The following is an 11,757-nucleotide window of genomic DNA, read 5'->3' as shown; positions in this document are numbered from 1 at the left end:
TAAAGAATTATTCATAATCCATAAGGAATTATACTTGTATTTTTATCTTTGCATAGTTTTGTAAAAATTTAAGAATAATGATAAAGAATTTTGTTGAAGAATTAACTTGGAGAGGCATGATACAAGATAGTATGCCAGGTACCGAGGAGCATTTATTAGAGTCTATGCGTTTGGCGTATGTTGGTATTGATCCAACAGCCGATTCATTACATATAGGTCATTTGGTAGGTGTTATGGGATTAAGACATTTTCAATTATCAGGACATAAGCCAGTTGCGCTTGTTGGTGGAGCTACAGGTATGATTGGAGATCCGTCAGGTAAATCTGCCGAGCGTAATCTGCTAGATGAAAAAACATTAGAGCATAACCAAAATGCTATTAAAGAGCAATTGTCTCGATTTTTAGATTTTGATAGCGACGCCAAAAATGCAGCCATCATTGTTAACAATTACGATTGGATGAAAAAGTTTTCATTTCTTGAATTTATTAGAGATGTAGGTAAGCACATTACCGTAAATTACATGATGGCGAAGGATTCTGTTAAAAAACGTTTGTCCTCTGAGTCTTCGGTAGGTATGAGTTTTACCGAGTTTACCTACCAATTGGTACAAGGTTATGATTTCTTGCATTTATACCGAAACAAGCAGTGTACGCTGCAAATGGGCGGTAGCGACCAGTGGGGAAATATTACCACAGGTACAGAATTGATACGACGTGTAGATGCTGGTAAAGGCTATGCCTTAACATGGCCTTTAATTACAAAGGCAGATGGGACTAAATTTGGTAAGACCGAAGGTGGAAATATTTGGTTAGATACCAAGCGAACATCACCTTATAAATTCTACCAATATTGGTTAAATACTAGCGATATTGATGCCGAAAAATACATTAAGATATTTACGTTTCTTGAAAAAGAAGAGATTATAGCCTTAATTGAAGCACATAAAGAAGCACCTCATTTAAGAGTGTTACAAAAGCGTTTAGCTGAAGAAATTACTGTAATGGTGCACTCTCAAGAAGATTTAGATAATGCGATTAAAGCCAGTAGTATTTTATTTGGAAAATCGACTAGCGAAGATTTAAAGCAATTAAACGAACAAACGTTTTTAGATGTTTTTGATGGTGTGCCACAAACGCAAATTAAAAAATTTGAAATAGAAAACGGATTAGATATTATTGCAGCTTTAGCTGAAAAAGGAGGGTTTTTAAAATCGAATGGCGAAGCAAGAAGAGCACTAAAAGAAAACTCTATTTCTGTAAATAAAGAAAAGGTAGAAGATAACTATATTATTACGAATAAAGACTTAATTAATAATAAGTTTGTTTTATTACAGCGTGGTAAGAAAAACTATTTTGTGTTGCAAATTGTTTAGAAAAATAAAAAAGCCTGAGTGAGAGCTCAGGCTTAATAATTAACCAACAAACTAAAAAGCTAATTTTTCTTTTTCTTAGCATTAATTTAGTCTTAAATCTTTTTAATAACTTACAACGATTTGTAATTATTTTTTAAATTTTATTTTCTGCCAGTTTTTATCGGCTTTTTCTCTTAGTTTATTTTCATCTTCTTTTTTCCATAATTCTAAAGTATTGGTGCCCCAAGCATTGTAAAAGAGATAAAGTTTTTCTTCTTTAATTTGAAATGTTTTTGGGTTTATGGAAACCTTATCGCCTTTTACACCAATGGCATAGGCACAATAACCACCGTACTCTGGAATATACTTTTCAGGATGTTTTTTAAAGACCTTTAAATTATCTTCGCTTGAAAACTTGTAATTGGCACCATCAAACGATGTGGTAAATTTTACATTGCCCTCAATTGCTTTGTTGTTAAAATAAGCTACAACATCATAGCCATTAGCTATAAATCCTTTTTTTAAGTTGTAATCTATAGATTGTGCCGTTGCGGTAGTAATGCTTAATATAAGTAGAGCAATTAAACTTTTCATAAAAATATGTTTTACAATAAGTCTAAGAATTAGGAGTACCTTACAAATTAAAGCACCATAAGGTTGCAACCACGAATATCAGAATTATCGAAACGTCCAATAACTTCAAAGGAATTATCGCTATTTACACGTCCTAAATCTTGCGTAGCAATAAAGGAACAGGAGTTTATATTGGCTAAATCTATTATGTTTAAACCACCCGCTTTTCCTGAATCTTGAATAGTAAGTGCATCTTCGGTATCGCGAGTTAAAACGCGCATCCAGGGCGGACAATTAAATACACCGTTTCCTTTGGAGTAGGCCTGACTTAAAAGTTCGGTCATTCCATATTCGCTATGAATGTGGTTTACTCCAAAACCTTTTTTTAACCTGTTATGCAGTTCGGTTCTAATGAGTTCCTTTCTACGACCTTTCATGCCACCAGTTTCCATGATAATGGTGTTTTTTAAATTAAATTGATAGGTTTCAATTAAATCTAATAAGGCAAACGAAACACCAATAAGAATAATTTTTTTACCAGCTGCATCCAATGTAATTAAAGTCTCCTTTAATTCTGAAAGGTTATTTAAGTAAAAGCCACTTTCAGGATATTTAGAGGTTTTTATCATGGCATCTACCATGTATATTAACGACGATCCTTGGCGTTCTAAATACGATGGTAAAAGTCCTAAAACTACAAAGTCTTCAATGGGGCCATAAAAGTCTTGAAAGCCTTCTGTAAAGCTTTGCTGGTAAACCTCTAAATTGGTAACATGGTGCTTACTGGTTTCGGTTCCTGTAGTGCCCGAGCTAGTAAATGTGGTTTGTATGGGTGCCCAATCGCTTAAAACGTCTCGCGTTTTAAAAAACTGAATGGGTAAAAACGGAATGTCTTTAAGCGTTTTTACATCACTAGGGTGTATATACAATAAATCGCAAAAGGATCTGTAAACTTTATTGTTATTAAACTGAGACTTGAAGATTTTAAGTGCTATATCTTCAAAGTCTGTTTGGGTTTTAATATTAAATATGGATTGTGTATCTATCATGCTTTAACAAAGAAACAAAAGTACGTAATACAATTTATTAATAGGGTATTCTAATGTAAGTAGAACTGTTGAAATTTAGTTGGAATTTGCGTTAGGGATTGAAAAGGAAAGCCCACAGCCTGACGAAGGAAGTGCGAGGACTTGTATTGTAAAGCCCGACCCTATAGGGTAACGCCCAAAACAGAACAAAAAAAGCGCTGTTTTAAGCAACGCCTTTGTTATATTTTAAATTAAAGCATTACCGAATTACAAGTTTTTTAGATTCGCTAACGTTATTTTCGCTAATTTTTAAAATGTAAACGCCTTTTTGTAGGTTAGAAACGTTTAACTCTTTTCCGGCCAAAATTGTGGCAAAAATCTTTTTTCCTAGCACATCAAAAATTTCTATATTTTTAATAAGGCTACGTTTAGAACTAATGTTTATGTACGGCTTTGCTGCACTTACTGGGTTAGGGTAAATGTTTAAACCTTCAATTTTTGAAGGCGAATCTGTGTTTTGGGCATACTCTTGAGCTCCGAGTTGTTGCGAGGTAAAACACGCTAAGCTTAAAAATAAAATTAAAAAGTAAACGTTTTTCATATAATACGATTTGGTCTTATAAAAGTAATAAATTACTACAAAATTGATGCCAAAATTGTGTTAAAGATTAGCGTAATTTATCGAAATGTTAACCCCAAGTAAGTCTATTGTTACCTAATTGTTATTTATTTTAGTATTTTTATAAACTTATATTATTAGCTTTATCTTTACTTCAAGAAACAATTATTTTTATAATGAAAAACAAGGATATTAAAATTTTATTGGTTGATGATGAGCCGGATATTTTAGAAATAGTTGGTTATAATTTATCCAATGAAGGATATCAAGTTATTACGGCAGAAAATGGATTGGATGGTGTTAGGAAAGCTAAAAGTGATCTTCCGCATTTAATTATACTAGATGTAATGATGCCAGAAATGGATGGTATTGAGGCCTGCGAAAATATTAGAAAAATTCCGGAATTAAAAAATTCTATTGTAGCGTTTTTAACTGCTCGTGGAGAAGATTACTCTCAAGTAGCGGGCTTTGATGCCGGTGCAGATGACTATATTACTAAGCCTATTAAGCCCAAAGTTTTAATAAGTAAAGTTAAAGCGCTTTTAAGACGCTTTAAAGAGGTTGAGGTTGCCGATACTTTAAAGGTTGGTAGTTTAGTTATTAATAGAGACGAGTACAAAATTATATTTAAAGGTGAAGAGCTTATTTTGCCTAGAAAAGAATTTGAACTATTATCATTGTTAGCTTCCAAACCAGGTAAAGTATTTAAAAGAGACGAAATTCTAGATTCTGTTTGGGGTAACGAAGTAGTTGTGGGTGGAAGAACCATTGATGTTCATATTAGAAAACTTCGAGAAAAATTAGGCGATAAAAGCTTTAAAACTATAAAAGGTGTAGGCTATAAGTTCGTAGATTAAATATGAAGACAAAGTTTAAAAAATCATACCGATTTGCAGCTCGTACAGCACTATTTATAACCATATACACAACACTCTTAACGAGTGTTTTTTTGTATTTTTATTTCCATTTACTTTGGTGTTTTCCAATAATTATCGCAATAGGTGTTTTTTTATTTTCTTTTTTATTTATTCAGTACAGTGTAGAGCGTTTTATATATAAACGTGTAAAAAAAATTTACGACGATTTAACGCTTCTAGAATCTGCTAGTTTATCTCGAGGTGCTATTACTACAGATATGCGCACACTTACTCAAGAAATAGATAAGTTTGCTAAAGATAAAAAATTTGAAATAGAAACATTAAAAGTTAGAGAAGCCTATAGGAAAGATTTCTTGGGTAACGTATCTCATGAGTTAAAAACGCCATTATTTACTGTGCAAGGATATATTTTAACCCTACTTGACGGGGCCATGGATGATAAAAATATTAGAGAAAAGTACCTAGAACGTGCTAGTAAAGGAATTGAGAGATTAGGATATATAATAAAAGACTTGGACATGATTACCAAACTAGAAGTTGGTGATTTAAGTTTAAATATGGAAGTTTTTGATATTGTAGAGCTTGTAGAAAACGTATTTGATATGTTAGAGATGAAGGCTCACAAGAAAAAAATAACTTTAATTTTCGATAGAGACTACCCAAGCCCAATTATGGTAAATGCAGATAAAGAACGTATACAACAAGTATTAGCCAATTTAGTAGTAAATTCTATTAAATATGGTAGTGACAAGGGAACCACAGAGATAAGTATAGAAAACCTTATTAAAAATAAAGTTATTGTTCGTGTAACCGATAATGGCGAAGGTATAAGTAAAGAGCATATACCAAGATTGTTTGAGCGTTTTTACCGTGTAGATAAAAGTGGCTCTCGTAAAGAAGGTGGTTCTGGTTTAGGGCTCTCAATAGTAAAGCATATTATCGAGGCGCATCACGAAAAAATTTACGTGGAGAGCGAGTTTGGTGTGGGTAGCGAGTTCTCGTTTACTTTAGAAAAAGCATAGGTTTCTCAAGCGTTTAAATTAGCTATTAAATACCGAAAACAAGTCGGCATAATCCGTATCAAAATCAAAAGCCGTTAAGCCCAGATACTTCCCGTTGTTATTCAATTTATCTAATGTAAAGTCATCTTGAGAGCAGGTTGGTACCAAATGCATCTCGCTAAGTCTGTTTGCTAAATATACCTGCTCAAACTGCCCTGGTGTAGGTATAAAAAAAGCCTTCTTATTCAGTTTAGCTAAATCCATTACCGTAGTGTAACCCGATCTAGATACCACCAAAGCACTTTCATTTATGGTCTTTTCTAATAATTTAGAGGTCATAAAGTTATAAATAGTCAAGTTGTCCAAAAGCTGTATGCTTTGTTCTGGCTCCATCACACCTTTTACAAAAACCACTTTACCGGTAAAGTTCTCAAATTCGTTAAGTAATTTTTCTTCAAGCAAGGTGCGCTGTGGTTCGGGGCCCGATAATAAAACCAAAATATCATTTTTAATTTCTGGGTCCGTTTTCGTAAATCTACTTAGCGGTCCCAAATATTTTATAGGCACATCAAACGCATCAATATGCCCTAATTTACCACTCAAATTTAAAGTGCCTGCAGCATCGGGTACCCAACAAACATCAAACTTTTTTATAATTTTCTGGTGCATTTTTGTGCTCAACCAAGTCGTATTGCCACTCAATACATTCAGTTGGTGGGTTATAAAAACCGACGGCACATTTTTATGTCTAACCCCTAATCTATTATCCGAAATTATCCCGTAAATATCATTGTTTTCAACAATAGCCTTAATCGCTTTTTTTTCAGCCTTAATTGCTTTTAAAAGTCTAGGCGAATCCTTAAGTAATTTCAGCTTAAAAAGTTTTCCGTTTTTAGAGTATGTTACATTGTACGATGGTAACTCTATGGTAGGAATACTCGGAAACTCCTTCCGCAACAGCGATAAAGCCACACCATCGCTAGCAATTATAGGCGCAAAACCCGCACTAATTAAGGCGTTAATTATAGGAATGCAACGTGTGGCATGCCCAAGACCCCAATTTAAAGGCGCAACTAAAATACGTTTTTTCATAACTAATTATATGGGCGTGCCCCAAGGGTCGGGCTATACGCTAAATCTTTTTTTGCCATTTGTGGCAGCAAAAAAAGGATACCGCTTCAATCCCTCACGCACTTATTTGCTAAGTTCAAAGATAAAGATATAATGGTTCAGGTATATTTCTATAATATTAAGAAATTCCCTTAGTATCAACCTTAGCCTTTTCAATTAAAATTAACAAGGCGGTAAAATGTAAAATATTTACCAAACAATAATATAGGAATTTAAAGTAGCCGTTTTTGTTCCAATAAATTCTCTACTTTTACCAAAAATTATATACTAACAAGAAATCCTTAATACACTTTGGGAAGTAAAAATAAACTTAGAAGATTTAAAGAAAACGAAACGTTTTCAAATGTCGTTCAACCCACAAGAGAAGATTTGGTAAACTCAAATTTTAAGCACAAGGGCAACTGGAGAGCAGAAGTTTTTAAAAACGATAACCCTTTGGTTTTAGAGTTAGGTTGTGGTAAAGGCGAGTATTCGGTAGCTTTAGCAAAAAAATATCCTAATAAAAACTTTGTGGGTATCGATATAAAAGGCGCTCGTTTTTGGCGAGGAGCCAAAACAGCCATTCAAGAAAACATACCTAACGTAGCATTTTTACGTACACAAATTGAGTTAATAGACCATGCCTTTGCCGAAAACGAGGTAGACGAAATTTGGATAACCTTCCCAGATCCGCAAATAAAATATAAGCGTACCAAACACCGCATGACAAATGCTACGTTTTTAGAGCGTTACAAGCAAATTTTAAAACCCGAAGGCGAGGTTAACCTAAAAACCGATAGCGAATTTATGCATGGTTACACGCTTGGTTTGTTGCATGGTGCAGGGCACGAAGTGCTTTATGCTAACCACAATGTGTATAAGCAAGAAGGAAGCCCAGAGGAAGTTACAAGCATTCAAACCTTTTACGAGTCGCAATATTTAGAGCAAAACAAAGCCATTACCTACATTAAATTCAAAATAAAATAAGCTTGAATATCACCTTTATATTTTTTCTAGGATTATTTTTTGCAATGATTGGCGTAATTCCGCCAGGGTTGTTAAACATGACAGCCGCAAAAATAAGCCTAAAAGAAGGTCATGTTAGAGGTATTGTGTTTTCTATAGGTGTGTGTGTTATAGTTTTTATACAAACCTATTTAGCAAGTATTTTTGCGCGTTATTTAAGCAAACATCAAGAAGTTATTGGCATTTTACGAGCCGTTGCTTTGGTTATTTTTATATTAATAACCATTTACTTTTTATTTATAGCCAAATCTGAGCCTAAGCAGCAAAAGGAACCAAAAAGGCGCAGTAAACATAGTCGGTTTTTTCAAGGTATGTTTTTATCGGCCATAAATGTGTTTCCTATACCATATCAAGCCTATATGACTATTACTTTAGCCTCTTTTGGTTGGATGACTTTCGAGCAAACTAGTATTATGGCTTATGTAGTAGGGGCGGCTACAGGTACATTTGTAACCCTTTATATGTATATTTCCTTTTTCGATAAAATAAAAGGAAAAACCTTTACCTCTCAAAAAAACATGAACCGTATTATTGGCGGAATTACAGGGGTTATTTCTATTGTAACCATTATTAATATGATACAAGATTTTTAAAGAATGAAACAAGAAACCCTTAATTTTTTCGATAAAGTTTATGAGGTGGCTAAGTTAATTCCTTACGGTCGTGTTACAAGTTATGGCGCTATAGCTAAGTATTTAGGTGCTGCCCGAAGTGCAAGAATGGTAGGGTATGCCATGAATGGTTCGCACGGTAAAGATGTGCCAGCACATCGTGTTGTAAATAGAAAAGGCTTACTTACAGGTAAGCATCATTTCGATGGTACAAACCTCATGCAACAACTACTAGAAAGCGAAGGTATTACTGTTGTAGAAAATCAAATTCAAAACCTAGAAACCGTGTATTGGGATCCTTCTAAGGAGTTGTAATGAGTTCCTAGTTTTTGTAAAATTCACAAATACTTGTAAATCCAATTGGATGTCAATAAATTTCCTGAATTTAATTCTAGTTTTTGTCAAATTTATCACCCTTCCAATAATTATAAGTCTTTTTATTAATTGGTACCTTTTTTAAAAATCCTTGGTCAACTAATTCTTCAATATCTGTTCTTGCTGTTTGGTTAGTAATGTTAAATGTGTTTTCAATTTCTTTTACGTTGAAAAACCTGTTTTCATCTTCTTCAATTTTTTGAAGAATGATGGCTTGTCTTTCGTTGATGTTTCCAAGTTGTAAATATTTTGAAAGTTTAGATTGTTCTTTCTTTTTATTAGCAACATAGTTTTTAAGTTCTTCAAACGCACGCACCAATACTTTAACTTGATAATGGATAAAATAAGTAACATCCATATCATCAATTTCAGTATAGATATATGCTTTTTCATATTGTACTTTGGTTTTCATTATCACTCTAGAAATAGATAAATATTCCGTTAGCCAATAGCCGTTTTTTAGTAAATACCAATAAAAAATAGCGCGAGCTGTTCTTCCATTTCCATCTACAAAAGGATGAATGTAGCCAATCAGAAAATGTAGTATGCTCCCTTTTATAATGGGATGGATAAAGTCTTCTTTAGGATTGTTATTAAAAAATACACAAAATGATTTCATTAAGATATCAAGCTCTTCAAAATTTGGAGGTGTATGTATAATTTCTCCGGTAAGTTCATTCATTACATGAACTTCATTACTGTTTCTAAAAACACCAACATCTTCACTTTCTAAAGTACTTTCTGTAACTAATCTATGAATTTCGTAAAGTTTTTCTATAGAAATATTGTCGTCTTGGTGTTCACTAATATATTGAATTGTCTTGTAGTTATTCAATATCATTTGCTCGCTCTTGTTTTTGGGCTTTTTATTCTTTCTAAGCATATCTTTAGCCTTAACTCGAGTGGTAGTAGCGCCTTCAATCATGGAAGAAAAAATAGATTCTTCCATTAAGGCATTGTTTAGATAGCTATCTTTATCTAAATCTGATAGTAGTTTTTCTTTTTGTAGCCCTGCTCCAAAGTTAAAGTCTAGGTAATGGAGTTTTTGTTGTAGGTATTCATTTATGTTGTACTTTAGTAAGTCAAAACTATGATTCTTATAAGATATGGAATAAGCAAGTTTATGATTTAATTCCCGTTCTAACTTTACTCTTTTCCATAAAGACTTAGGGTCTATTTCAGTAAACTCATTTGATAATGGCTGCCGTTCTTTGTTTAAGTATTTAATCTTGTCCCAGTATAAATAATCTAATTCTATTTTTTTTATTATCTCAGAATGTCTGTTATGTAATTGCATCCAAAGAATATTCTCTGTATTTTTGTCAAATTCTATTTTCGGAGCTTTTTCAATCATAACACTCTAATATTTAATAATTTAGTAAAAATGTACAAACATCATCAAATATACAAAATATATAATTATTTCCTAGTTTTTGTAAAATTTACAAATAATTACAAGTCTCAATTAAAGCGAAATGCCAACACCTAAGCTTACATTACTAAAGCCAACACTTCCAATTTTTAGGTGTTCGTAGCCTCCAATAAACTTATATTGTTTTCTGTGGTAATTTAAAAGGCCATTAAATTTATTAACGCTGTTATTGTTAACTAATACCTGATTAAAATTACAGGCCAAACTAAACGGTTTAGCAAAAAACCATTCGGCACCTAGGCCGTATGTAAATCCTAATGCATCCACATCGCCATCAATATAAGCAGCACCTAAACCCCAATACGCATTAAAGCGTTCGGTACGTACCCGATTATATTTGGCTAAAGCCGTGTATATGGCTAAAGCGTTTTTTCCAAAGTTTGGGCTTTCTTCCCAAAGTTGTAAATAATCTAACTCTAAACCTATGCGTTTAAAAAAACGCATATCGGCATTTAAATGATTGCCATATAATCTATTGGTTTCAAAAATATATCTAGTGGAAATAGAGGTGGTAAAAATTTCGGAGTCTTCATCCCAATTATAAGAGAAGTTGCCTTTATCGGAATTCTTGTAAGGATATTTAGTTAAATACGCATTACTTGCTAGGTGTGTGCTTTCAAAAGGACTTTCAATGGCAACACCATAAGCGGTGTAAGCAAATAATTGTACAAATAAGCCGCCAACAACATCATTTAAAAAGTTGCCATCCGAGGTGCTATTGTTGTTTGCGTAAGTAGTTTGAGTTTGGCTGTTACTACTTGTGTTTTTAGATTTTTTTAAACTGTCTTCGGCTTCACTAATTTTACCTTGGCTGTAGCTCGATACGCTAAAAATAATAGTAATTAAATAGAGAGTAATGTGCTTCATAAATTGGTGTTTAAAAATTTAAAAAGAAATAAGCACATAAATTATACCGTTTTTAATTCTAGTTACAATTATATTGCGTCATCCAAAATTTTAAAAAGTTATATTGTCTTTAAGTAATACGATTGGAAAGAGTTGTCATAAAAAAAACCGCCTAAATAAACTTTAGGCGGTTTTTTTCAAAAGTTCGGTAGACACTATATTCTAGTAAACTCTAATCTTAAATCAACGCTAATATCTACATCAAAACCAGAATCGCTAACTTGTTCCGATACACCGGTGGTAAGTACTAAAGTGGTTGCAGTAAGCTTTTCAATAATATATTCAGGGTTAGCAGAAAGCTTGTCTTCTAAAACAAGGTCGCTAGTGTCAAACGATCCAAAATCTTCAGAAAATGTTAAAACATTACCATCTCTACTCCATTCCGCTTCAGCGTTAATATTGTTTATTGTGCTTGTTTCTGTTGTGCTCGTTCCATCAAAAGAGGATATAATTTCAAAATCAAAACTACTGTTTTCAGTAATTGCTTTATTTGGGTTCTCGCTAAAGGTAAGAACGTAATCAATGTTTATAGCTTTTCCAGAAAAGGTATAATTTATAGGGGTTCCTTGAAAATTTGTAGATGTGCTGCCTTCATTTATGTAGCTAACTAATTCCCAATCTCCTAGTAACTCTCCAGAAGTATCTAATGTGTCGTCACTACTCTCACAACTAAAAATTGTGGTAGAAAATAAAAATAAAAGTACTACGCGTTTAAGTGTTTTTATTAACATTTTAAAAAGTTTAATTAATATTTGATTTTTTTTATGCTATTACATAGATCTAGCATACGGTAAAGATAAAATGTTTTAATTGCAATGAACGGTGTTTTCTAATTATTGTAGATAA

13 protein-coding genes are annotated in these 11,757 nt (G+C 32.9%); 6 read left to right on the top strand and 7 right to left on the bottom strand.

Features of this window, described 5'->3' with window-relative positions:
- Window positions 1-77 precede the first annotated feature (77 nt).
- Complete coding sequence (gene tyrS, locus BMY96_RS01670) at window positions 78-1,373, top strand: tyrosine--tRNA ligase (protein WP_092848240.1); 1,296 nt, start codon at window positions 78-80, stop codon at window positions 1,371-1,373.
- Window positions 1,374-1,499: 126 nt separating this feature from the next.
- Here tyrS and BMY96_RS01665 read toward each other — a convergent pair whose 3' ends face one another.
- From BMY96_RS01665 to BMY96_RS01655, 3 genes are all read right to left on the bottom strand, one after another.
- Entirely contained in the window at window positions 1,500-1,946 is a 447-nt protein-coding gene (locus BMY96_RS01665; protein WP_092848237.1) for a YHS domain-containing (seleno)protein, read from the bottom strand.
- Window positions 1,947-1,993: 47 nt separating this feature from the next.
- The gene (locus BMY96_RS01660; RefSeq protein WP_092848235.1) at window positions 1,994-2,974 is read right to left on the bottom strand and encodes a LuxE/PaaK family acyltransferase; all 981 of its coding nucleotides are present in this window, start codon (window positions 2,972-2,974) and stop codon (window positions 1,994-1,996) included.
- A 238-nt stretch (window positions 2,975-3,212) separates the two neighbouring features.
- On the bottom strand, window positions 3,213-3,554 hold the full coding sequence (locus BMY96_RS01655) for a T9SS type A sorting domain-containing protein (RefSeq protein WP_092848233.1): 342 nt from the start codon (window positions 3,552-3,554) through the stop codon (window positions 3,213-3,215).
- Between the two features lie 194 nt (window positions 3,555-3,748).
- Between BMY96_RS01655 and BMY96_RS01650 the strand changes: the two genes are divergently transcribed.
- A complete protein-coding gene (locus BMY96_RS01650) occupies window positions 3,749-4,429 on the top strand; it encodes a response regulator transcription factor (RefSeq protein WP_092848231.1) in 681 nt (226 codons plus the stop codon).
- A gap of 2 nt (window positions 4,430-4,431) precedes the next feature.
- A complete protein-coding gene (locus BMY96_RS01645) occupies window positions 4,432-5,472 on the top strand; it encodes a sensor histidine kinase (RefSeq protein WP_092848228.1) in 1,041 nt (346 codons plus the stop codon).
- A gap of 18 nt (window positions 5,473-5,490) precedes the next feature.
- On the opposite strand, the gene BMY96_RS01640 is transcribed toward BMY96_RS01645, so the two are convergent.
- Window positions 5,491-6,543, bottom strand: a complete 1,053-nt coding sequence (locus BMY96_RS01640) for a glycosyltransferase (RefSeq protein WP_092848225.1) — start codon at window positions 6,541-6,543, stop codon at window positions 5,491-5,493.
- A 330-nt stretch (window positions 6,544-6,873) separates the two neighbouring features.
- Here BMY96_RS01640 and trmB point away from each other — a divergent pair, with 330 nt between their 5' ends.
- From trmB to BMY96_RS01625, 3 genes are read left to right on the top strand one after another with little or no spacing between them, the layout of a single operon-like run.
- Window positions 6,874-7,548, top strand: a complete 675-nt coding sequence (gene trmB / locus BMY96_RS01635) for a tRNA (guanosine(46)-N7)-methyltransferase TrmB (RefSeq protein WP_092848222.1) — start codon at window positions 6,874-6,876, stop codon at window positions 7,546-7,548.
- Between the two features lie 2 nt (window positions 7,549-7,550).
- Entirely contained in the window at window positions 7,551-8,180 is a 630-nt protein-coding gene (locus BMY96_RS01630; RefSeq protein ID WP_245750517.1) for a LysE family transporter, read from the top strand.
- A gap of 3 nt (window positions 8,181-8,183) precedes the next feature.
- Window positions 8,184-8,513, top strand: a complete 330-nt coding sequence (locus BMY96_RS01625; protein ID WP_092848216.1) for an MGMT family protein — start codon at window positions 8,184-8,186, stop codon at window positions 8,511-8,513.
- A gap of 76 nt (window positions 8,514-8,589) precedes the next feature.
- Here the strand turns inward: BMY96_RS01625 and BMY96_RS01620 are convergent, their stop codons facing one another.
- From BMY96_RS01620 to BMY96_RS01610, 3 genes are all read right to left on the bottom strand, one after another.
- Window positions 8,590-9,927 (bottom strand): Fic family protein, encoded by a 1,338-nt coding sequence (locus BMY96_RS01620; protein ID WP_092848214.1) that lies wholly within the window; start codon window positions 9,925-9,927, stop codon window positions 8,590-8,592.
- 111 nt (window positions 9,928-10,038) lie between these two features.
- Window positions 10,039-10,872 (bottom strand): hypothetical protein, encoded by an 834-nt coding sequence (locus tag BMY96_RS01615; RefSeq protein ID WP_092848212.1) that lies wholly within the window; start codon window positions 10,870-10,872, stop codon window positions 10,039-10,041.
- A 194-nt stretch (window positions 10,873-11,066) separates the two neighbouring features.
- Entirely contained in the window at window positions 11,067-11,642 is a 576-nt protein-coding gene (locus BMY96_RS01610; protein WP_092848209.1) for a hypothetical protein, read from the bottom strand.
- Window positions 11,643-11,757 lie beyond the last annotated feature (115 nt).

This window comes from Algibacter pectinivorans (assembly GCF_900112595.1).
Taxonomy (GTDB): Bacteria; Bacteroidota; Bacteroidia; order Flavobacteriales; family Flavobacteriaceae; genus Algibacter_B; species Algibacter_B pectinivorans.
Note: the sequence above shows the minus strand (reverse complement) of the source record. Positions and strands in the feature narration are given on the sequence as shown.

Coding starts and splice junctions, on each gene's coding strand:
- tyrS (WP_092848240.1), top strand. CDS start 78: ATGATAAAGAATTTTGTTGAAGAATTAACTTGGAGAGGCATGATACAA.
- BMY96_RS01665 (WP_092848237.1), bottom strand. CDS start 1,946: ATGAAAAGTTTAATTGCTCTACTTATATTAAGCATTACTACCGCAACG.
- BMY96_RS01660 (WP_092848235.1), bottom strand. CDS start 2,974: ATGATAGATACACAATCCATATTTAATATTAAAACCCAAACAGACTTT.
- BMY96_RS01655 (WP_092848233.1), bottom strand. CDS start 3,554: ATGAAAAACGTTTACTTTTTAATTTTATTTTTAAGCTTAGCGTGTTTT.
- BMY96_RS01650 (WP_092848231.1), top strand. CDS start 3,749: ATGAAAAACAAGGATATTAAAATTTTATTGGTTGATGATGAGCCGGAT.
- BMY96_RS01645 (WP_092848228.1), top strand. CDS start 4,432: ATGAAGACAAAGTTTAAAAAATCATACCGATTTGCAGCTCGTACAGCA.
- BMY96_RS01640 (WP_092848225.1), bottom strand. CDS start 6,543: ATGAAAAAACGTATTTTAGTTGCGCCTTTAAATTGGGGTCTTGGGCAT.
- BMY96_RS01625 (WP_092848216.1), top strand. CDS start 8,184: ATGAAACAAGAAACCCTTAATTTTTTCGATAAAGTTTATGAGGTGGCT.
- BMY96_RS01620 (WP_092848214.1), bottom strand. CDS start 9,927: ATGATTGAAAAAGCTCCGAAAATAGAATTTGACAAAAATACAGAGAAT.
- BMY96_RS01615 (WP_092848212.1), bottom strand. CDS start 10,872: ATGAAGCACATTACTCTCTATTTAATTACTATTATTTTTAGCGTATCG.
- BMY96_RS01610 (WP_092848209.1), bottom strand. CDS start 11,642: ATGTTAATAAAAACACTTAAACGCGTAGTACTTTTATTTTTATTTTCT.